Raw genomic sequence first — 21980 nt, 5'->3', positions numbered from 1 at the left:
CGTTTGTAGGACTGGCTTAGTCACTGAGGTCCGGCCTACTAGCTGACCATCGTCACCTAGTGATATCAGGGTTGGCTCTGTCATTAGTTTTAGGGGGAGATGAGGAAGCGCAGTTAACGTTTCTCCCCAACCTTTATCAATCACCCTGCAATACACCAACCGGCGCGGGCCTCCCTCGCCGGTTTTTTGTTGTGGCAAGAACAGGATACGAACATGGCCAGCTATCGCGTTGAAGTAAAGAGTGGAAAGAAAGGTACCTGTGTCGAACACAGCCGCTACGACGCTCGCATAGGACAGAAGTACTCGGACAAGGAAGACCTACTCGCGTTCGAGTTCGGCAACATGCCCGATTGGTGCACAGACCATCCGCTCTCCTTCTGGAAGCATGCGGACAGGCACGAGCGCAAGAACGCAGCAGCCTATCGCGAATGGATCATATCCCTCCCGAACGAATTCGATGACGAGCAGAACACGATGTTGGGCCGGAAGGTTGCGAAGGCCGTTGCCGGAACTCGCCCTTGGCAGATGGCACTGCACGGTCCTGAAGGCGAGCTTTCGGGAAACCCTAACCCACACATCCACGTAATGATCTCGGACCGCGCACCCGACGGCGTCTGTCGCCCGCCCAAGCAGTACTTCTCGCGATACAACCCAGCGCACCCCGAACGAGGAGGATGCAGGAAGCTCAGCGGGGGCAAGACGCGTCAGCAAATGCGTGACGACCTGATCACAACCCGCGAGGAGATCGCCGCTCTTCAGAACGAAGCACTGGCCGAAGCCGGATGGGACGTTCGCGTCGATCACCGGAGCCTCCGAGAACAAGGAATCGATCGAGCCCCGGGAGTCCACCTGGGACCGGCACGGATCAAGAGAATGACGAGAGAGGAACGGCGGGAGTACACCGCGAGCAGGCGAAAGAGCCGCCTGGTCGACGGTGAGCCTCCAGTTCTGTAGCCGCGACGTCTCCAGATGGGGCGAACCGACTTCGCGAGTCCAAAATTTTCGGGGCTGCCGCCTGATAACCGATGCGATTAAGCGATCCAATCGCTTAATCGCATCGGTTTCGGTAGCAGGCCGATGCTTTTTCGTGCTTCTGGCCCGTTCGTGGCCCCGGATGAGCACGCCTGTAAGCAACGCACCTCGCTTCAACCCTGACTACAGACTTCCTAGACCGTTCTCACTGCGTCCACCGCCGTCATCGCAGCGTCACTGCGTTGTTCACCGATACTGCGTAGCGCCTAGGCAAAAAAATGAAGAGCGCGGCAGCGCGCTCCGGCAGGGGAGCCGAAGCTCCCCTGCCGCTCCCACATGGGTAACCTACCAACACCATCGTCAACCATTCGCCGCGCGAGTAACCTTGGCTTCCAACTTGCTTCCCAAGCTAGTCGCTGCCTTACGAAGCGACGGCTCACTTGCATCTGTCATTCGATCCTCGGGGTAGAACTCCTCGACCACAGCCGGCACGTCCTCGATCAGGTCCTCGAACGTCCCGTTTGAAAACCCTCTCCTAGCCGCCTCGTCCAACGCATCCTGATCAAAGCCGCTGGCCTTGCGGCCCGCGTCCAGCTCCCGAGCCTGGCTGATCGCCTGTTCCAACGTCATCCCCATGCGCACCACCAGATCGACGTAGTAGATCGCTGTGCGGAAACTCATTGCCGTGCTCTTCCCTCGCAGCTTCAGTTCCAACGGCATGCAGGCCAACCGCCCACCCGATACCGCGCTGAAGTACTGCAATCGCGCCGCCAGTGTGCGGATAGTGTTGAAGGACGTGGTGCGCAGCACGAAGCTCCCCAAGGCATCCTCCTCGCCGTCACCCACTATGACGTTGAACCGAGCGTAGGCTTTGCAGTCGCCACTGGCGAACGGACAGACCTCCGGTCCGGGACACGGTTGCTGGGTCACTCCCTCGTTTCCAACCCGTCGGCTGGTTTCACCGTTGCCCACGCAGACAGGCCGGCCAGTCGTTCGATCGAACAGCGAGTAGTCGGCCCGCAGGTTCAGTCCCGGGTCGTTGAACACAAGACGCACCGGAATCGACCGGAGCTTGCCGCCCGCCTCCTTGCGAAGCGCTTCATCCATCGGATGCAGCACCCATCCATCCCGGTTCTGCACTTGGCTGGTCAGGGTGAACTGGTCATCCTTCTCCGGCAGGCGCTTGCCGTTGCGTTCGACCACACGACCGATAGATATTCGACCGACGACGGGCGGGGTTATCGCTAAACCTTTCAACATGTTGATGTCCTCAGTTGTTGGAGGCGCGCAATACAAATCGACGCGACCCGGATCGGGCCACGCTGTATCGCGCAACCAGTTCGGGGTGGTCGGCAGCCAGCTTCTTGGCGTCCAAGCTGATTCCATCCTTCGATCGTTTGAAGGTCACTTCGCCCTCGGCGAACAACGCCCGTGAGGCATCGCCCATGGCCTGCTGGATCGTCTGTTTGAGACGCTCGGCCTGCGCTTCCTGTTCGTCCAGCTCGGCCCTGAGCACCGCCAGCGAAGTGAAGGCTTGGCACAAGGTGGCGTCCTGGCTGAAGTCCAGCGTGGTGCTGTTACCGGCGTAGAGCTGGCGCAGCGTACGAGCAGCCGATTCACTGCCATCCGCAGGTGGCGGGGTATCGGTTTCGACGTAATTCCAGAAACGGGTTTCCAGCACCACCAATCGTGAGATGACCTCGTCATCGCGATCGATGCGATGCACCTCCATCTTCTGGCCGCAGAGCAAGACAGCAACGTCGGCCGCTGCCTTGCCCGTCACCGCCAGTTGGTGCTGGACTTGGAGCTGGACGTACTCAGGCACGCCGTCACGCCATAGGCGCGAGCCGAACTCACCGGCCGTCTTGCACTCCAAGATCTGCACCTCCGGGCAACCCACGACCTCGCGGTCAATGTTGGCCAGCATGAAGTTGAACGTCGGGTGCTGAAGTACGGCGTTGACCTTCCGCACCTTGTGATCCGTCTTCTGTTGGTACGCCACCGCAACGTAGGGTTCGAGAAGCGTTCCCCAGAACATCGGGCTATCCATGCCAGGCTCTTCTCCGTTTGCAGCTGCACGCCCCGTCTTTTCCATCCACAGTTCCAGCTGGCTCTTGTACGGACACAACCCGACTGCCGCGGCAGCGTCTGAGCTGCCGATCCCGCCCTTTCGCACTTCCAGCCACTGCTCGCGATCGAGCGTGCGGGTATCCACCAGGCGCAAGGCCGTCGTTCTTCCCATCTCCTTCTCCCAAATGAAAAAGGCCGCCCCTCGACGGGGCGGCCTGTGTGTGGTTGCTGCTGTCCTGCATGACTAACCATGCAGATACGCGCCATCGCTCATTTTCGTGAAAAGGACCGCACGAGACGGCCCTAAATCAATTTGCTGACCCGCAGCCAGGGGAGCGCTCCCTCTTCGCGGTGCTACCGGATTACTTTCCTGTTACCAGTTGATCAGCGTAGTTGTTGACGACGACGGGCATTTTCATTTTGTCGATACCGCCGCTGTAGTTGAGCGTGAAGCTTTGGCCATCGGTGGACAGCAGAGAAAATGACACTGTGTCGCCCCTGACATTGCTGCCCCCAACCATAGCTTGAAGAGCTCCAGTGCACCTGTAGCTCATCTGCGAGTTCTCTAGGTCCTCCCAGCTCACCGGCGACCTTTCGATGGTTTGTATTTCAGCGACGCCGACCTTCGCGCTGGCGAAGTCGTCCACGACCTGCCGCTGGATTTCAGGAGGGAACTGGCCTACGTGATAGCCAACGTCGTTGATCGTCACCTGAGTGTCGACGTGGTTGCTGACGAAGGCATTTTGGTGGAGTTTTTCGGCACAGACGTTGCCAGACGGAAACCTGTCCATAAAGGCTTCAATCTCCGCCTGCCGTTCGGCCGCACGTTCGTTTGCCTGCTTTGCAGCTTCTGCGTTGGCGATTCTCACGTAGACGCCATTCACCCGATTCAACAGTGGCGCAGCGTCGTCATCCACCTCAACTTCAAATCCGGACTCGTAGTTGTTGACGGCGTAATGGAACTCGTCCTCGAAGGTGTTCTCCGGCGTTTGAACGATCATCCGTGCCTTGCAGGTCCACCTACCATCATCAGATTTCTTGAAGGCGAATACATCATTGATTTCGGCAGCGAGGATGGCATTAGCCGCGCCATTGCTTGTATGTTCGGCAATGATCTGGCGGATAGTGTCGATAACTTCGTCGTCCTCGCAGTTCATATCGCCACTGCATGCCGTCAACAAGCAACTCAGACCCAGCAGGGCCCACAAGTAGATCTTGCTCATGTGTCGTGATTCCTTCTTCAGGGAACGGTATCGGGGGCATTTTTGGAGGCGGCGACTTCGACCTGCCCCAGCTCGGAGACTGCCGGAGTGGCCGAAGCCAGATAGCGCCTATTGAAAGTCAGGCCGATGATCGCAGCTGCCAGCATCGCCAGCCCGCCCAGAAAATTGGAGAACAGGAGGACGAGAACCGGAACGCCCCAGTAAATCACGTGTTTCCACTTGGAGTTGCCACGCAGGATGGCGGTGAAGTTGACGCCACACTTGAAGATGAACTTGTCGTGTGCAGCCTGCCCTTTCGGAAGCCAGTAAAACGTGGCCATCAGAAGGGCGGACATTGCAAAGAAGCCAGCAAAGACTATGAAATATTGCATTTTGGATCGCCTCATTAGATTCGGTTGGGAAGGTTGATTCGTATTTGTTTGTGGTTGCGTACAACGCGCGGGCCTTGGCCATAGCTGTCCAAAGGGCCGCAGGGCTTCTTCAACGGAATGTGCGGGGCCACAAACACCCGCTCGAAGGAATCAGCGTTGAACTTATATCCCTGCAGCGCGGCCCTGAGCGTTGCCCGGGACTTCGGTGTCGGCGGCGTCGACCCTTGTAGGCAAGGTCGATCTCGTCGCGACCCGCACTTGGGCGAATACCCAAGATTTCGTAATAGTCCTCTTCGGACACGTCTTCCCCCCTGTCTCTACATGCCGAAACAACACCCCAGCGGAGGCGTCTCGACGTTCAACTTGACGCGGCCGACCCTCTATCTGAAAGATAGAGTCTGCCACACGGTTAGAGGTTTGGTCATGATCCGGGCGGTCTCCCTCATCCCTGTGCTCGGTGTCCGACTCCTCCGCACGCGCCTTGTTCGCTGCCCGCCTGGTTCAGGCGCGGCAACTGCGTGGACTCAGCCAACGGGCGCTGGGGGATCGCATGGGGTTGGGTAAAGACAAAGGTTCATCGCGCATCAACCGATACGAGCACCAGGTCACCGCCATTGGCTTCGACAACCTGGACAAGCTGGCGGAAGTGCTGGACGTACCCGTCGCTTACCTGTTGGCTGATGATGCAGCCATGGCCGATGCCATCTTGGCGCTGTCCGAGGCCGACGAATCCCAGCGAGATGTACTGGCTACGCTGATCCCTGCTCTGATCCAGGACCCGACCCTGCTGTCCCGGCTCGTGAAACTGTTGCAATTGCCCAAGCGGGAACAGTCCAAGGCGCTAAAGACTCTGACCGACAAGGCCTGAGAGCGGGATCGCCCCTCGGGCTCGGCCATGGCGCCATCACGATGCCAGGGAGATCGTATCGGCTTCGATCGGTTCGCGGCGTGTGGCTATTGGCCTGGCATATCGGTCGCGTTAATCATGGCTCTTCCTCCCAGCGAAGGCCCGGCCATCGGGCCGGGCGCTACGCCGTTACTGAGCTGCACGTCTACACCAGCCCGCGGGCCGCCATCGAGACCACCTCTCCAGCGGTGATTACGAAGTGGTCCAATAGCCGGATATCCACCAGCCCCAAGACACTTTTCAACCGGGCGGTCACCGCCCGATCGGCGGCCGACGGCTCGCTATGGCCGCTGGGATGGTTGTGGGCCACCAGCACCGCAACCGCATTCAGGGCCAACGCCCGCTGGACCACGATGCGCGGATGGATCTCCGCTCCATCCACCGATCCAGAGAACAACCGCTCCACCGCGATGAGCCGATGCTTGGTATCGAGGAACGCAACCTCGAAGTGCTCCCGGCGTTCGCTGCCCAAACGTAACCGGAAGAACGCCCCGCAGGTGGCGACATCGCCCAGCGATAGGCCCGCTTCAGAAGCCCTTCGTTCGAGGATGCCCAAAGCCCGGGCGATGGTCCGATCCTCCCGGACCCGGGCAGCCTCCTGGGGGGACGCGACCCGGGCCGACTCACGCACGCGCGACCGGTCGTCCATCACGCCACCAGCTTCATCATCTCGTCCCATGTTTTCTGCTTGATCTGCGCTCCTTGCCCGAACCAAGCCGCATCCCGGCGGTGGTCATCACTCCGGGCACGCCGATGGTGGTCCACGTACTCGGTCACGCTGTTGAGCAACCCCCAAGCCGTACCTCGGCTGGAGGCATACAACGCGCCCTTGCCACCACCGTCATAGAGCGAGCGCACGGCCTTGACCGCCTGTTCGTTGACCACCGTGCTGTCCCCGCCCTGCCCTGGGTAAGTGAGAATGCGGCGAAGCAACCCTTCGACGGAATCCGGATCCACCGGGCGATCCACCAGTGCCTTCATCCGGACGACAAAACCGTCCCAAGCCGAGACCGTGATACCAAGCTGCCGCTTGACCATGTTGGGATCGAATTGGCTCCGATGAGGCACCTTGATCGCGCCACGGTTGTCACCCAGTGCGATCGACAACGTGTTGTTGCACACGACGCGTACCGACGTGAACTGTGCTGTGGTGGCAAGCGTGCCATCGCACGCGGTGGCCAAGAGCAGATAGCCGTCCACTCGGTCGCGCCCCTTCAGGGACACACTTTGGCCGGTCCGGGCCAACGCCCAGAACTTACGCCCCTCACGCAAGACACCCGCTGTCTCCAGTTCGAAGCCACCGACTTCGGTCAGATCCCGGTAGAACTCAAGGATCTCGCCGGGCTGGACGACTTGGAACCGTTTGGACACCACCGCAAGCGGTGCTTTGGTGTCCGATCGGTACAGCACCTTTTGCTCGGGGAACGCGTTGATGGTCCCGATCCCGTTTTGGCCGGTGATGTAGCGCACTTCGGAGTCCTGGATGGACCAGTCCATCCCGGCGCTTTCCTTCCAGTCGTCGATCGACTGGTTGGGTTGGAGCTTGGTGCCCAGCCCATGCCACGGCTTCTCGCCGGCATAGGCCATCGACTCAACTTGATGCATGTTTGACTCCTTCTTAGACGCCATAAACGCACGAAGCCCGGATAGACCGGGCCTCGTGCGCGATGCGCGCGGATGTGTTCAATCGGGGAACCTTGACGTGCAACCTACGCACTTGGCGAAGCCCACCAACAGTGCGGCGGCCACGACAAGAACGCAGGTCAGGACATCGGTTTTCTCAGGCATATCTCAGACATCCCAAAGCAGCGCGTCGGTGCGGAGCGCTCTCACGCGAGACCAGTCGCTACCGGTCTCAGTAGAGTGGTATGTGTCTGAAATTTGTTTGCTTCCGCACCGCATCCGACCTGGGCTATCAAAGCGGTTTACCAAAGCTCGGCATCCTCTTGAGGCCTGAGAGTTGGTTGACGCCGCTCTAGTCTCATCACGTGAGAACTCAAAGGGATAACAAGTACCCATGAACGAACGGAAGGTTCCCTTTGGCCTGAGAGAAGGCGTGCTGCACTATGTTTCCGAGGTGGATACAGGGCTGGCATGCAACTGCACTTGCCCAGATCCTGCGTGCGCCAAGCCGCTGATCGCCCGCAACCTTCCCTCACCGACGCGTAAGCGTGCGCCTTACTTCGCCCACGCCTCGCAGACCCCCGGGTGCGGAGGACGCGAGAGCGCACTTCACCGCATGGGTAAGGAGATTGTCGAGTGCGCGACGCAACTTAGACTGCCAGGTTGGTCGGCACTGGACGGTGAGCTTTCTTTTTCTACGGTTCCCGCGACCTTGGCGCCCGGTAGCGCTCAGGAAGTGGTGCTGCGTGAAGGTCAAATGCGCCCTGATGTCAAAGTCATCGCGCTCACCGGCCAAGCCCTACTTCAAGCGCTTTACGTCGAAATTAAAGTTTCACACGCGGTGGACTGGTCCAAGCGCGAACGTGTGATGGCCCAAGGGCTGAACATGATGGAGATTGATCTCGCCGATGTCTCTGATGAAGACCTGCAAGACAAAGCGACATTCGCCCACCACGTCTTGGAGCGCGCCGACAACCGCCATTGGATTCATATCGCAAGCGCTCCGTTCCTGTCGAGGATGTTGGGGCACAGCGTCATACGAGTCGTCAATCAGGAGTGCCGGGAGAAGCGCGTTCCGACACAGAAGGGAAATCAGCTAGTTTTGCGGGAGCAGGCGATGTGGCGACATGAACCCGCGGAAGATGATCCAAAACCGTTCTTTGGGGAATTGGCCAGCTACATGAAGGGCGACCAGCGGGTTGACTGCTTCGGCAATCACCTGCCGTATCGGAAAGGTCTTTATGTGGTCGCGTACGTCCCGGGGCGCGGCTCCTACTACGACGACACGCGCTTTAAGACGCAGCTGCGCCCCATAGTTCAAGATGTGCCTTGGAATGCGCAAAAGCCGCTACTTTGACTTTGATCTATCAGGAGCTGCCGAGAACGTAAGTAGGCTCAAGCGTCCGCTTCCAGCCGAAGCAGACATTCATGTCGAACTCTGATCACATCGTGCACGACAGAGAATAGCCAAATTTTCATCGCGGACGAAACCAATGACCGCAAGTGCAGATCGCCATTCCTTGCCAACAAAGGCTACATTCTTTGTTTGCTTTCAGGCGGTTCCGACCACGCTTAACACACAGTATTCCGCTGTCGGCGGTGCCTATGCGGCCTGTTGGGTCGTAGCAGCAAATCCCGAAGCTGCGTATACAAAAGCACGGTTTTTCGTCGCGAAGAGCGAGTGGGAAGTCGTCGGGGTGGAAACGCCACCCACTGAAGTGGTCGAGACGTCATTTGAAGGCCGTGAGATCGGGCTGATCCAATTTCGGACAGCACAGACGAAAGGCATTGCAATTGTTTACACCTGCTGGTCAAAGGATGGGCTTACCGAGGCAGGACCAATGGCATTCGACGAGCCAGGGCTGTTCGATCTAAATGCATATGTCGGGAGTAAGAAGAAGTTATCAAGAACGGGGCGATGCTTTCATCCTGAGAGCGGGGATCAATGCGGTGAGTTCATCAGCGCGCACTCCATACAGAGGAACGGCCAGCTCTCCGTGATCGCGCACGAAGGACATGTCTACACATTGTCGATGAACGTGGGCGACCTAAAGAAGAATGACGGCAGCGCTTCGCTCGTCAAATGTGGAATTGGCGTCTCATCAACGTTCTTCGGGTTTTGCGACAAGCATGACAACGAGCTTTTTGCCCCGATCGACAAGGCATTTCTTGTTCCCACGAGCCAGCAAGTTCTGCTCTATGCCTACAGGTCTGTGTGTCGAGAGCTTTTCGTCAAAGAGAACGCCCTTGCATTGATTGAAGGACGGATCGAAGCCCTCCCCGAAACAAGTGCGCTGCGTCGAACCTTCGATGCAATGCACTCGGGAACGTCGTTCTCGCTCGAAGCCCTCCGTATTCACAAGTCTGCACTCGACACATTGATAGACGACCTCGCGCACGTAGACATCGAATACGTGCTGTTTACATGTCGACAGCCTCAGTTTGTAGCGTTTTCGGGATTGTTCTATCCCGAGTTCAATTTCCTGGGTCGCACTCTTCAGGACCTGATGGACCCGGAGTGCCGCTTGGATCTCCTGACATTCTGTTCGGTGCCAACTCACAATGGCTGGGGATTCTTGTTCGCATGGCACAAGTCTAGTGCTCCGACTTGCCGGGAGTTCATGCGGTCCCTTGCAACCGTTAGCCATGAGGACCCAAGGGCCGGCGCGGATGCCATGTTTCGAATGGTCCTGTCTAACTGTGAGAACACCGCTTTCTCCCCAGTGTGGTGGGAGCAAGCCTCGTCGCAACAGAAAGCCGCAGTCCTTGAGTGTTTCAACCGAGGGGTAGACATGTTTACCCCCACCGACCCAGCCTATTTGACCTATGGGGCCGAAGACGTCAGCCAGTGGGTCTTTGATGGCGTGTACGCATCGCACGACTAGTCCTGCGATGCGCAGGCGTGCTGGGCCACGGGCGCGGCCTTGCATCTGGGGGGCGATTCGCAAGCCGAAAACAAGGTTGAGCCAAGACCCGGCGAGCAGTCTTGCAATCACGATCCGCTACATGCCTGCGATCCAAGGTTGAGGGAGGCCTCGGCACTGTGCTTCGATTCCGTTCGGCCGGACTCCGCTGCACGATCCTTGACAGCTTCAGTGGTGGCCTAGCGCCGGGGCAGGGAAGAGTGCCCGGTCCAGCGGATGCGCGCCCTTGGTGGATGCCGCGCCTCAATGTCAGCCTTTGGCCAATCTGGTGCGGCCGGTACGTCGGGCCCTGTGCTCCATTAGTCTGTCTTGCCGCTCGTGCTTGTAGTCGAAGTACGCATCGACCGCGGCGATGAACGGGCACTCGTGAAATGGCCACTCCTCGTTCTCATCAAGCCCGCCCACGAGGATGTCACCCGTGAAGCTCGGCCCGATACTTTCAAAGGCGAGCACCACGAAGATGCTGCAAACGCGATGAAACTCTCGGGCGACGTCTGACATCATCTCGACGGTTTCGAGACCCAGCCGGACCCCTTCTGCCCGCAGCCGAATCTTTTCGTCCATTCCGCGTTTGGTGAGATGCACGTAGTTGGAAGCATCTACCCACGCAGCACGCGTCGCGTTCACGAACGAGACGCGCTCTGACCCTAGAAGTCTCAATGGGAGGTGCTGCACATGGTCCACGTTCTGCTTCTTGACGTGCGAGCCGCGGTAGAAGCGGACCTTGCCTTCGAGGTCCTCGGAGGCAGCTTGCTCGTCGACATACGCCGTGTTAACTGCAACTTCCAGCGCGTAACGAAGCTCTCGGCGCGCCGCGTTTAGGCCGCCGTTTTCTACTGCTAGTTGTGCAACCACCACGGCCTCGGCGACATCAGCCTGATGCCTGGGAAAGAGAAATCGCTCGCCGTATTCCGGCCATCGAGTTACCGCAAGCTCGCAGTAGCGCAACGTCTGGAACAGCCCTCTGACGGTTCGTTGAATGGCCATCGATGCCTGTATGTACTCCGGCGAGGCCCGTAGTTCTTCGTGCTCCTCGGCGCGACGCTTCCACGCCTCCGATGCCTCGGCGAGCATACCCATGAGGGGATTGTCAGCAGGATCCATCGTCATCTCAAAGCCGGAACCTGGAACGGGATGAGCCTCTAAAAGCACGAAGCAGCGCTACACCACACGGGGAGCCCCTTCGCAAGCGGCTTAGCTTAACTGTCACAAAGCAACGGGCACCCTGTCCTCTAGCGTCTGCTTCGGCTATGAGCAGACGTCACGAACGCTTCTAGCTTGGCCCAAGAACCTGGCCCAGACGCTTCAGCTCAAGCACTAGTTCGTTGTGGTCGTCAGAGTTCCGTTGGTGAATCAAGATGTCCGGGAACACCTTGCTTTCTTCGTCTCTCGCAAGCAGCAACAACCTCTTCTGAATGCGGAGACGGCGGCTGTACTCGCAGTCAACACTAAGTGGTGGTGCGACCAGAGGAGACCGTGCGATGTAGTGCGCGAGCCGGAATTTGCAACGCACTCACACACATTGAGATCAAGCAACTGGAGGTGGTCGCGCACGACGCGACCCATAGCGTCTCCGGTCAGCGCTGATACTTGCTCGCGATTCATTCAGCTACGTCCCCAAGCTGCCTGAAAGTCTGGGCCACGGGAGTCGGGCGGATAGCTGGGCATATCAACTGAGACCGTCAACGGAAATGGAAAGTCCACCCCGACGAATGCCGCTTGCCCTGGCGCTAACGTTGGCAAAAAGGCAACTGCTGCCCGATCAATTTCTCCGCACGCGCGCTCCACTACATCCCTATCGCGGTCATTGATGAGGCGATGAACGATCATTGCACCCATCTGGCTCAGCACCCCTTCAGGCAAATCGCGTGGTCGCTGGGTAGCGAGACAAATGCTCAACCAGTGCTTCCGCCCTTCCTTGGCGATCTGATCGAAAGCATCCAGCCGGACGCTTGCGTCGTCCTCGCCAATCTTTCTATTCAAGAAGTTGTGCGCTTCATCCAGGAACACTGTGACCGGAGCGGTCTTGAACCGTTGAGCACGTGCAAGCATGAGAAGTCGACGGCCAATCGCATTCGCGACGATTTCTCTTGCATTAAACCCATACGGAACTGACGCAAGCGAGACTCGAAGAACACGCTCATCGCCCGCCAGGAATGATTCAATGTCGCTAAGCAAGCTAGGCCCTTTAGGTTCAAATATGACACGCAAGTCCGGGCCAGCGACCACTGCGTTAATTCGCGCGATAAGCGGTGCGCAGTATGCCTCGTTTCCATCTCCTCCGCCGTAGTAACCCGCCTTCTTGAAGTCGGTCGGCCAAATGCATTCACACACGATCTGTCCGGCAAGAAGCCTCACATTGAAGGGAGCGTCTGGCGCCTCAATCACGTGACGTAACGCGTTCAATGCGTCATCGTAGGGCTTTCTTTGCAGGCCGGCCTTCAAGAGTAACCCGTTGGCTTGAAGCGAACCGGATGCCGTCAAAGCCATCTTTAACGCCAGCACCGGCGCGGATGTTTGTGTCATAAGTACGTGTGCAATGCGCAGGCTATAGATCGCCTCGCGCAGCTTCGGACCTTGTACTTTCCCAGAGGGCTGGAACAGGCCGTACAAATCTTGTTCCTCTAAAGCTGAGTGCGGAAGGTGCACTTCGCTCTCACCGTTTAGTGGTTTCCCGAGAGCCAAGTGTCTTGCAATGCCTCCTAACGTATAGAACTCGCCCGTTGCATCAATAAGAATCACTTTGCATTTGTGCCTCGCGCTTTCCTCGATCAATTTCGAGATGGTAAAACTTTTGCCGCCGCCAGTGGCGCCAAGAATCGCGCAGTGTCGGCCAAATAGACGCTCCGGCGTAACGGATGCAGTAGCGTCCTGAAGAGATGTCACGACTCCCAGATGAAGCCTGGCCTTCGCGCTCGCCTTGTCAGAAGGTGCATCGGCGACAAGCGCCGACATGAGATTCGGCGCAGGTGAATAAACATGGGCTCCAAGTCGGGGTCTAGAAGCGATACCTTGCGATACACGCCCGGTCTCCTTGTCCAAAGTCGCGAGCAAATCGATCTCGCCAATCGGATCAACTCGCCTTTCATCGCCAAGCGATGGATTGACCACGAGGCGGTCTCGTTCAATGAGGCGGAGGGTCGAGATACGACCGATGGCAACCGTGCTTTCGCAATCGACAAGAACAAACTCGCCAACCTGACCCGTTCCGAGCGCATGCCCGTACAGCGACGTTCCAGAACGAGCGGCTTCGTCACCGAGGTTGACGTGAGTTCGGCTTGGAAAGACAGACGAAATTACGCCTATACGGCGATTCGGATCAAGTACGTTCTCCCTAGCAGTGATCCCGGTCATGTAATGAGCTTCCTGAGCATTGCACGAAGCTTATCCTCCTCGGTTTCCGTGCCAAGGTCGGGTACAAGACGAACGAGATCCGGGAACGTCGCATCAACCAAGGCAATTCGTGAATCCCCCTGACTCAACAGCTTCTGCATAAGGTGAATCTTCGGACGATACGCCCAGTTGTTGGCATCGTTGCAATGTTGTTCGCAGTGAAGGGTGGCAACAACAACTTTCATCGAGAGGTTCCGCTTAATTGCGGAGAGAATCATCTCAGAAAGGTGGGCGTCAGCGAATCCAAAACCAAGCACTAATAGACCAATATTAGGCTGTCGTAGTGCCGACTGCAGCTGCGACATCATCTCGAGAAATGGCTGCCGATAGGAGAGCTCAAACTTATCGCTACGAGGATAGATCAAGACCGGCGCAGCGGGCTTCTCGCGTCGAACAATCCGGTTGTCTTCGGTCGCCCAGTCGACAGAGCCGTGCAGCTTTGCGAGATGCACAACGCCATCTAAGTACTCGGGGCTTTTTGACTCAATTCTTCGTCGCACGAAGTCAATGTCGAAGTTAATTCCATCGAAAACGGGCGTTGACTCTCTACCGAAGCCGTCGACAATATGCGCACCACTGTTTCCCGCGGCACGCTCGATACAAAGGTCGTAGTTTGTGGTAAAGATCCGCGTGCGAGGCTTACCTTGGGGGCGCCGCGCAAGGACACGTACCAAGTGCTCATGGTCGGAGAGGTCGGCGGTCGCAACGAAGTCACGGCACGCATCGGCAATTATTTTCTCTGCTTCCGAGATGAACGTTGCGACCGAAGGGTCTACACCAACGGGAAGATGTGCAAGCAGTTGGCATTTAGAAAGCAGTGCTTCGATATCCCCTGTCTCGCCCAGAGGCGTGGTGTCGCCAACCTTCGCTTGGATCGCTTCAAAACTCGCCTGATCCTTGTCCCGCACCTTCCGCCACAGGTCGCTCATTTTCGGCCCGCCCACCCCAGCGGACGGGCCTAGGCCCACTAGGACAACTAATTGCTCGCTACCCAGGACGGCTGCGAGTGCTTGCTTTACGCGTCGCCGGCCTTCCTGCTGTGCCTTTGCGTTTGCATCTGTTGCGTCCGTGTCGTCCGATCTAGCAACAATCGCCCATTTGCCACCAGTGGTAGCGGCCGCGTACTTGACGGGAGGAAGAGGGGGAAGCGCTATCGCTGGAGTCACCGGCGCGGATGCGGTAGGCGCTGCACCAGTCGACTTAGGCGGACTTGGAGTGCTCATCGATACCCCTTCTGTGGACGTTGAATTGATGCCATGGACCGCCGTAACCTCGCCGGCAGGCAAACGCCCCCCACGTGCGGTTGGGATGCCGTTGGCGCTCGTTGAGAAACTGACTATCTCTGCTCGCGGAAAATTGACCAAGGACGGAGGCAGAGGGGGGGGGGGGGAACTCCCCCGAACCTATCCGAGTGTAGCCCGAGCGAGATGTTTCAGATCAATACGGCTCATGGATGATGATTAAACCATTTGAGTGGTCTTGTTGAATCGGTGAACGCCAAAGCGCGGCGAACGTCTGCTCATTGTGGTCGCAGCTTGCGGACCACCGTCTGCTTCGGGTCGAAAGCCAACCTTTCTGCGCGAGGCCGGGCATTTTTGTGGGCGGTGCCATCTACGCGCCAAGCTTTGGTTGACAGACTCTTGACCCGGCCTGACGCTCGCCGCCATGAAGATAGATGTCGACAAGCTCAGCCTGCGCGAGCTCGATGCACTCTTGACCGCCGCCGAGCGACGGAAGAAGCTGCTGTCCAGTCGTCGTCCTGTTGCCGTCGTACGCAGAGAACTGATCGCGCTTGCTGTCTCCTACGGCTACGCGATCGATGAACTCGTCGATGTCAGGTCTGCTCCTGCAGCTGACAAAACCGCGAAGAGACGGAAACGAGTACGGGTGGCTGCGAAGTACCGCGATCCTGAGAACAAACGGCATACATGGTCTGGCCGTGGCCGGATGCCACGCTGGCTTATAGACAGGACGAAGCGAGGTCAGAGCGTCGCAGACTTCCTGATCCCTGGACTGGGCCGGCCGACGGCGAAAAATAGCAGCCGGATCGGCCAGCGCTCTGTGTACAAGCAAGACTGAATTTGGACCGCTCCCTCACCGAGTAGTCGGCCCCTTTAGGAAGGCTCGATGCGCGGTCATGGCACATGTCTGCTCTCGACGGCGGTTTCAACCGGTCAGTGCAACAGCTTGTCGATATCGCTCGATGGGTGTCTCAAAGTCCAGGGTCTTCCGTGGTCGCTCATTCAAGCTTCTTGCAACTTCATCCAGCTTGGCTTGGGAAAAGCCGGACAGGTCGATGCCCTTCGGAAAGTACTGCCGCAGAAGACCGTTGGTGTTCTCGTTCGAGCCGCGCTGCCAAGGGCTCTGCGGGTCGCAGAAATAGACTTGGATGTCGGTGGCCAAAGTGAAGCGGCGATGGTCCGCCATCTCTTTGCCGCGGTCCCAGGTCAGTGATTTGTAGAGCTCGTTCGGCAGCTGATGCGCAGTGCGGATCAGTGCGTCCACGACCGTCTTCGTGTCCTTGCGATCGACCTTCACCAGCATGACGTAGCGTGTGCTGCGCTCGACGAGTGTCGCAATCTGGCTGTTGCCGCTGCCGCACAGCAGGTCACTCTCCCAGTGCCCCGGAACGGCCCGATCCTCGATGTCGGCCGGGCGCTCGCGGATCGACACGGTGTCACTGATCCGGCCGTGGTCGGCCGTCTTCTGCGTGTGGTGGCGCGATCGACGCATCCCCCGCGTCCGCCGAAGGTGCTCCAGCAACTCCTTCTTCAGCGCGCCCCGCGACTGGATGAAGAGGGTGCGGTAGATCGTCTCGTGGGACACCTGGCAGGTCGCATCGTCTGGGTAGGTACGCATCAGCCAGCCGGCGATCTGCTGTGGCGACCACTGTTGTTGCAGCTTGTCCGCCACCCGTGCCGCCAGCGTGGGATGCAGCGCCAGCTTACAAGCCTTGGGGCGATGCGCCCGGTCCCAAGCCGCCTGATCCGCATGGCTTGCGCGATACCGTGCGGCGCCACCGTTACGCCGGATCTCGCGGCTGATCGTCGATGGCGACCGCTCCAGCGTTGCCGCGATCGAGCGGATTGAGTGTCCGGCGACCAGCGCCCGCGAAACGTCTTCCCGCTCTGCCAAACTCAATGCCCGTAACGATCGACGACGATCCGGCGGGCGAATGCCGCCCGTCTCGGCGAGGATCCGGCGAACCGACGAATGATGCCGATCAAACAGCCCTGCGATCTGGTGCAACGACTCGCCTTTCCGCCACCGGTCCCACATCAGGGCCTTCTGGCTGTCGGTGTACCGGATCCGGGTCCGTCGCTTCATACGCAACACTCCTGCTGCAAAGGCAGCTAGCTGTGTGCTGCATCGATCGTATGAAACCGCCGTCGAAGGCGGACATGAGCCGATCAGCCCCACCAGGCTAGTCAGACCGGCTTGGAAGACAGATGCCGCGTGATCGGGCACGCAAACTGTGGACCGACCGGGGGCTACGAGAGGAGCCAGTCTCTCGCCCCGGCGCACTCCACCTAGAACTAAGCGATCGTCTACGAGTCGGCGCGCGACTCGTCGAAGGACTTATGCGTCGCGATACCTGGCGTCCTACTGCGCTGCGGCATTGGTCCCCCTGAGGGTCCTCGCACTCAGAGAGTAGCCGCTCCACACCGCCGCGCTTGCAATAGATTCAATCCGTCGAAACATGCTTCCCCCTTCAAGCATGGCTCGTCATGAGAGCCTACCCTTCCCGACAATTTACTGCTGTGCGTCCTGCCTTCGCTGCCATCACCCTAGTGCCGGCCGGCGACTGCTTTGGGTCGATCCCGCCTATTCCTCAGGGCGCAGCCTGCCTGTTGGCCTCCAACTCAATTTCGCGACACTGATTCATCAGTACTTCGAATGGAAACGGCTCCTCCTCGAAGAGGCCGCTGCTGATCATTTCCTGATAGTCGCTCTTGAGGGCGTTGAGGGCATCGCCTTCCGGGACGAGTCTGAGATCACCTGAAACCGCTCTCCCATAGTCGATCACGCTTCCGTCCGACGCATTCTCGGCGAAGAACGCTTGCTTGTGATCCGCAACACGATTTGCGAGCTCTCGATCGACTATCGCTGCATTCGCGATACCTGCTGCCGCCAGCCGCACCATGTCATGCCAATGCCGTGCATAGCGCTCGCCGCGAAAATCGCCCTTGAGGCAGTAGACGTGCGCAGCCGTCGCCTTCTCCCAAAAGGTGCGCTCTGCTGCCATCACGCGGGGCATGGCTACGGGAAAAGCCAGCTCGGGCAATACGGGTGCTGCGTCGCACGTTACCTTCCTAGCAGACGCAGGCTCCCCGGTACTGCGGGCACCAAACTCCAGCAACACCTCCGGTCGGACATAGCTATTTCCTTCCGTGAGTTGCGCATACTGCAAACGCAGCTTTTCGCCCTCTTGGATGAGCGTCAGATCCAGGCCAGCTGTCTTGATCGCAGCACCAAGCACTGGCACGACTTCGTCTGAAATCCAGCTGGGTAGCTTCTTCCTAACGGCATCCGTCCACTTCCTGGCCTGGCTGCGAGAAACCGGGATCGGCTCATCGCCGGCGTCTGCCATGTCTGGAATCAGTTGCCTGATGTCGTGGGTAAGGTCGATGTCCTCGGAGAAGCGCTGCATTAAGCCGCCATAGGCCTTGGATAGCGAGGTGCCGCCCTTGAAAACCAGATGCTCCCCGAGCGCACTTTCGAAGAGCACGCCAAGTGTCCAGACGACCCAGACATCCTTTTCCAGAAGATAGACAGGACGCCCGATCCTGTCGGCGGCGACGAGTAGAGCCTCGCGTCGATCACCTTCTCTCAAGCCGAGCAAAGCCTCAGCCATGGGCTCTCAATCCCCGGAGTTCCTTGGCCAGCCAGGTAGGCATGTAATGGGTCGACGCGCCTGCCAGTTCGACAAGTTCCGCCTTGCTCAAGCGACGCCGCAACTCGCGAGCAACCACATGGGCATTCTTCGGACCTGCCCCGGCAATGGCGCGCAACGCCTGGCCAGCGGGCCGATTCGCGAGACGCAACTTCCACGCTGGGGCATGCTTGAACTCCAGCACCTGCTTGCCCAACTGCACCCGCCGCGACTTGCCGGAAGTTAGGTATGTCTGTCGCATCGGCACTTGGGTCGTCAATCCAAGGGCATTGGCAGAGGCCGCTTCATTGGGCACCACGACTTCACCCCCCAACCGTGCGATCGCTTCCGCCACCTTGGCAGGCTCCGGCGGGCGCGCCCCGAAACGGCTGGTCACCGGGCACAGGTAAACGCCACGGCTGCCCCGGATCAGTTGGCCGCGCTTGGCCAACCGGGAGAGCGATTGATCGATAGCGGCCCGATTGCCCAGATGCAGCAGTTCGCTGGCCACCAGAGGTGCGCCCTCGGGCAACTTGGCGGCGTGGGTCAGGATTTTTTGGCTCAGGGACGTCATGGGATGCTCCTCGTCAGAAGAATACATGCTTTTTCTGACACTTTCCTCTCCTAAGAACGCTCATCGATCGAGGAGCGACCCATTCAAAAAAAATAACTATCTAATTGATTTTACTTAACTATTTTATGATCATCGATCCATTAGAAGCTGAATGCCATTGTGCTTGGCTAGCGATCAAACCGCCCACACTCCCATTGCCGCCCCGGATCGAGGTCCACCTCTATGGCCACGCGCGAGGAACTCTACGCAGCCGTCTGGACCGAGCCGTTGCGCAAGCTTGCAAAGCGTTTTCAGGTTTCCGACAGCTACTTGGCACGCGTGTGCGACTCGCTCAATGTCCCGCGCCCGGATGCGGGCTACTGGGCGAAGAAGGACGCCGGCAAGGCCCCGCCACCGCCTGCTCTTCCGGCGGCCCGGGCCGGCGAGCCAACCAAGTGGCAGCCCGGAGGCAGCGTCCTCGTCCGCCGATCAATGCCACGCGCAAAGCCGGCAACCGAGCGCGCCCTCAGGAACGCATGCCCGAAAACACATGGCCTGATCCAGGGCGCGATGGGCGATTTTCTGAAGACACGCAAGCTTGAAGAGTGGTGGAGCTATCTCAAGCCCTACAAGCGGAACCTAGTGGACATCACAGCCAGCCGGACAGGCTTGGAGCATGCACTGACCTTCGCCAACGCCCTGTTCCTAGCGCTCGAAGCCAAAGGACACCGTGTCAGCCTGATCGACCGCAACTACGGGTCGGCACGCCGGCTCGCTTTCGGTACCGGGGAACAACCTGTCCAGCAGAAGGAATACGACCCGAACGACAGGTCTTGGGCGCCCAAGCGCTTGACCGTGGTCCATATCGACGGACATATAGTGGGCTTGGCGCTCGTCGAAGTAGCCGTGCCTACCTTGCTGCGCTATGTCGGCAACAACACCTACGTGCGCGATACTGACTACATCGCTCCGAAGGGTCGATTCCGCCATCCAGTCGATACATGGACAATCACCCGGGAGTGCCCGACCGGCCGACTGCGCCTGATGGCCTATGCGCCGCACTGCCGCGTTGATCTGGCCGAACACTGGCAGGAAAGTGGGAAGTCTCGACTGCTCGCGCGCCTGCCCGATATCGTCGCCGGCATCCAAGCCTTCGGGGCCAGAATGCCTGCTTTGGTCGCGCGGGGGGAGGCGCAGCTGGAGTGCGAACGCCGTCAGTACGAAGTCGAAGAACGGCAACGCGCGATCCGGGAGAACAGGCGACGCATCGAGGAATCCACCAGGCAAAGCCAAGATCAGCTGGACGCCCTCATCCACCATTGGTCCGAAATCAGAGCGCGATCGGAATTCCTTGAGCGTCTGGAACAGGACATCGCCGGCCTGCCGGCATCCGAACGTGGCCCCCTGTTGGCACGTCTGGCGCTGGCCCGCGAACTGATTGGCCCAACCGACCCAATGCCGCATTTCCGGGCGTGGCGGGCACCGGCTGAACGCTACACGCCCAAGCACTTCGAAGAGGATGAAATAAGCCCGTAGTGCTGCAGCTACGGGGGACACGGGACCGCGGCCCCGTATGGCCATTGTCGCCCGACTAACTGTAGTTACCCAGCTGCGAACACAACTTTGTGCGCTGCGACTACTTGCGGCCCGGAGCCGCCGGACATAACGGACTTCTAAGCGAAAGCGTCAGGCTGAGTGCAAAAGTTCACCCGCGACTGCATTGCGGCACCTAAGCGCGGGACGACTAGTCAACGACCGCGCACTACCGCCCATCCGTAATACGCAAGCTTTGATCATCGTTGTTGCTATCTCGGAATGTACCCGGAGACCATGCACGGTGAGACTGTTCCTGCCCTCTTACAGAGCGCCAGCGGATGGCGACCACACTAGGTGCTACTGTGAAGAATCTGTGGCTGCGCCATCACTGAGAATTTCGCGCCAAGGACAACTCCAGATCCATGCCACCAAAATCAGGCACGACGCGCAAACTGCGGAAAACCCAGCACGTTACAGCGGGCGGCGTCATCCAGCCATCGTCGCAAGTTCTTCTGCTGAGTCCCGATCAATGGGAAGAAGTCATTCTGGCCGCCGCACGCCAGCGAACTCTCCCAGGCGGCGTGCCCTATGCAGTTGTAAAGCGGCTGGGTGGCGCAGGCGACGGTGGCCGCGACATCGAGGCGCGCTATGGCCCGGCATTAGCGCGTGACGGCTGGGACCTGTACCAAGCCAAGCACTACAAACAGGGGCTGACGCAGAGCGATGCATTTCCCGAGATGGCGAAGTTCTTCAAGCAGTTGGCCTTGAAGACCTATCCGCGTCCGAGTTATTACTACTTCTGCTGCCCGCATGCTGTCGGCAACGAGCTTCACAACACGATGGCCTCGGGGGCTTCGGCCTTCAAGGCGAAGTTCGTCGACGCATGGAAGAACGAAAACACCGGGATGAAAGGCAAGGCTGCCGAGCTCACCCCTGACGTCCAGGCTGCTATCGACGATTTTGACTTCGATCGTTTCATCGAGTGCCCGGTACATGACCTACTGGCTTGGCACGCGCTCGACAAGGCTGCCCACTGTCACCTGTTCGGTATCGTGCCTGAACGCGGCGACGATGATCCGATGCCCGCCCAGCCGGCACTGCACGAGGGGAAGTATGTCGACGAGCTCTTGCGCGTCTACACCGAGCACAAAGCATCGCCTGTCGTCCTGGCCGACTTGCCGGGCAGCGAGTACGAAGACCACTTCGATTCGCATCGACAGATCTTCTATTGCGCAGAAGGCCTGCAGCGGTTCAGCCGGGACATCTACCCCAACGAACCGGAGTTTGATCGGCTGCTGGACATGGTCCTTGCGGGCATCCGCCCCACGATCGCGCAATTCCGCCTCCAGACGGGCATGGCACGGGTCGACGCGGCAGTAGAACGAGCGTCGACGCTGCAGGTCCAGGAGAGCCGCCTCTCGCCCCAGCTTCGCGGAGGTGACCTACCTGGCACCTGCCATCACTTAGTCGTTAGAGGTCGGCTGAAGTGGGTCAAATGAAAAAGTCCAAGCCCCCCCGCTTTCAACTCGCCGTTC

General features: G+C 59.0%; 19 protein-coding genes. 7 read left to right on the top strand and 12 right to left on the bottom strand.

Annotation, left to right across the window (positions count from 1 at the left end):
* The first annotated feature begins 213 nt into the window (after positions 1 to 213).
* Positions 214 to 954 (top strand): MobA/MobL family protein, encoded by a 741-nt coding sequence (locus KOD61_RS01390; protein ID WP_215219306.1) that lies wholly within the window; start codon positions 214 to 216, stop codon positions 952 to 954.
* Between the two features lie 378 nt (positions 955 to 1332).
* Here KOD61_RS01390 and KOD61_RS01385 read toward each other — a convergent pair whose 3' ends face one another.
* The 4 genes from KOD61_RS01385 to KOD61_RS01370 form a co-directional block, all read right to left on the bottom strand.
* On the bottom strand, positions 1333 to 2232 hold the full coding sequence (locus KOD61_RS01385) for a recombination directionality factor (RefSeq protein ID WP_215219305.1): 900 nt from the start codon (positions 2230 to 2232) through the stop codon (positions 1333 to 1335).
* Positions 2233 to 2242: 10 nt separating this feature from the next.
* On the bottom strand, positions 2243 to 3187 hold the full coding sequence (locus KOD61_RS01380) for a YqaJ viral recombinase family nuclease (protein ID WP_251370733.1): 945 nt from the start codon (positions 3185 to 3187) through the stop codon (positions 2243 to 2245).
* Positions 3188 to 3404: 217 nt separating this feature from the next.
* The gene (locus KOD61_RS01375) at positions 3405 to 4265 is read right to left on the bottom strand and encodes a hypothetical protein (RefSeq protein WP_215219303.1); all 861 of its coding nucleotides are present in this window, start codon (positions 4263 to 4265) and stop codon (positions 3405 to 3407) included.
* 17 nt (positions 4266 to 4282) lie between these two features.
* The gene (locus tag KOD61_RS01370; RefSeq protein ID WP_215219302.1) at positions 4283 to 4636 is read right to left on the bottom strand and encodes a hypothetical protein; all 354 of its coding nucleotides are present in this window, start codon (positions 4634 to 4636) and stop codon (positions 4283 to 4285) included.
* A 457-nt stretch (positions 4637 to 5093) separates the two neighbouring features.
* Between KOD61_RS01370 and KOD61_RS01365 the strand changes: the two genes are divergently transcribed.
* On the top strand, positions 5094 to 5504 hold the full coding sequence (locus tag KOD61_RS01365) for a helix-turn-helix domain-containing protein (protein ID WP_251370617.1): 411 nt from the start codon (positions 5094 to 5096) through the stop codon (positions 5502 to 5504).
* A gap of 184 nt (positions 5505 to 5688) precedes the next feature.
* Here KOD61_RS01365 and KOD61_RS01360 read toward each other — a convergent pair whose 3' ends face one another.
* Positions 5689 to 6222: a JAB domain-containing protein gene (locus KOD61_RS01360; protein ID WP_456307128.1), complete on the bottom strand. Its 534-nt coding sequence runs from the start codon at positions 6220 to 6222 to the stop codon at positions 5689 to 5691.
* Positions 6192 to 7148: a DUF932 domain-containing protein gene (locus tag KOD61_RS01355; protein WP_215219301.1), complete on the bottom strand. Its 957-nt coding sequence runs from the start codon at positions 7146 to 7148 to the stop codon at positions 6192 to 6194. The genes KOD61_RS01360 and KOD61_RS01355 overlap by 31 nt, the downstream gene beginning before the upstream one ends.
* A gap of 412 nt (positions 7149 to 7560) precedes the next feature.
* On the opposite strand from KOD61_RS01355, the gene KOD61_RS01350 reads away from it, so the two are divergent.
* Positions 7561 to 8523: a competence protein CoiA family protein gene (locus KOD61_RS01350; RefSeq protein ID WP_215219300.1), complete on the top strand. Its 963-nt coding sequence runs from the start codon at positions 7561 to 7563 to the stop codon at positions 8521 to 8523.
* A 136-nt stretch (positions 8524 to 8659) separates the two neighbouring features.
* Positions 8660 to 10051, top strand: coding sequence for a hypothetical protein (locus tag KOD61_RS01345; RefSeq protein ID WP_215219299.1), 1392 nt, complete (start codon positions 8660 to 8662; stop codon positions 10049 to 10051).
* Positions 10052 to 10339: 288 nt separating this feature from the next.
* On the opposite strand, the gene KOD61_RS01340 is transcribed toward KOD61_RS01345, so the two are convergent.
* From KOD61_RS01340 to KOD61_RS01330, 3 genes are all read right to left on the bottom strand, one after another.
* Positions 10340 to 11194 carry a hypothetical protein gene (locus tag KOD61_RS01340; protein WP_215219298.1) on the bottom strand — a complete coding sequence of 285 codons (855 nt, stop codon included), beginning with the start codon at positions 11192 to 11194 and terminating at the stop codon, positions 10340 to 10342.
* 501 nt (positions 11195 to 11695) lie between these two features.
* Positions 11696 to 13444 carry an ATP-binding protein gene (locus KOD61_RS01335; RefSeq protein ID WP_215219297.1) on the bottom strand — a complete coding sequence of 583 codons (1749 nt, stop codon included), beginning with the start codon at positions 13442 to 13444 and terminating at the stop codon, positions 11696 to 11698.
* Positions 13441 to 14412, bottom strand: coding sequence for an SIR2 family protein (locus KOD61_RS01330; protein ID WP_215219296.1), 972 nt, complete (start codon positions 14410 to 14412; stop codon positions 13441 to 13443). Before KOD61_RS01330 ends, KOD61_RS01335 begins: the two co-directional genes overlap by 4 nt.
* Before the next feature lie 736 nt (positions 14413 to 15148).
* Between KOD61_RS01330 and KOD61_RS01325 the strand changes: the two genes are divergently transcribed.
* A complete protein-coding gene (locus KOD61_RS01325) occupies positions 15149 to 15562 on the top strand; it encodes an H-NS histone family protein (protein ID WP_215219295.1) in 414 nt (137 codons plus the stop codon).
* Between the two features lie 87 nt (positions 15563 to 15649).
* Here KOD61_RS01325 and KOD61_RS01320 read toward each other — a convergent pair whose 3' ends face one another.
* From KOD61_RS01320 to KOD61_RS01310, 3 genes are all read right to left on the bottom strand, one after another.
* Positions 15650 to 16810, bottom strand: a complete 1161-nt coding sequence (locus KOD61_RS01320; protein WP_215219294.1) for an IS30 family transposase — start codon at positions 16808 to 16810, stop codon at positions 15650 to 15652.
* Positions 16811 to 17315: 505 nt separating this feature from the next.
* A complete protein-coding gene (locus KOD61_RS01315; protein ID WP_215219293.1) occupies positions 17316 to 18338 on the bottom strand; it encodes a nucleotidyl transferase AbiEii/AbiGii toxin family protein in 1023 nt (340 codons plus the stop codon).
* Positions 18331 to 18930: a DUF6088 family protein gene (locus KOD61_RS01310; protein ID WP_215219292.1), complete on the bottom strand. Its 600-nt coding sequence runs from the start codon at positions 18928 to 18930 to the stop codon at positions 18331 to 18333. Before KOD61_RS01310 ends, KOD61_RS01315 begins: the two co-directional genes overlap by 8 nt.
* Before the next feature lie 222 nt (positions 18931 to 19152).
* Here KOD61_RS01310 and KOD61_RS01305 point away from each other — a divergent pair, with 222 nt between their 5' ends.
* Both KOD61_RS01305 and KOD61_RS01300 read left to right on the top strand, forming a co-directional pair.
* Positions 19153 to 20445 (top strand): hypothetical protein, encoded by a 1293-nt coding sequence (locus tag KOD61_RS01305; protein ID WP_215219291.1) that lies wholly within the window; start codon positions 19153 to 19155, stop codon positions 20443 to 20445.
* Positions 20446 to 20867: 422 nt separating this feature from the next.
* Positions 20868 to 21944, top strand: coding sequence for an ABC-three component system protein (locus KOD61_RS01300; protein ID WP_215219290.1), 1077 nt, complete (start codon positions 20868 to 20870; stop codon positions 21942 to 21944).
* The last annotated feature ends 36 nt before the right edge of the window (positions 21945 to 21980 follow it).

Origin of the sequence: Lysobacter luteus, assembly GCF_907164845.1 — a bacterium.
GTDB lineage: Bacteria > Pseudomonadota > Gammaproteobacteria > Xanthomonadales > Xanthomonadaceae > Novilysobacter > Novilysobacter luteus.
The sequence above is the reverse complement of the archived record's forward strand: the minus strand, read 5'-3'. Positions and strand labels throughout refer to the sequence as shown.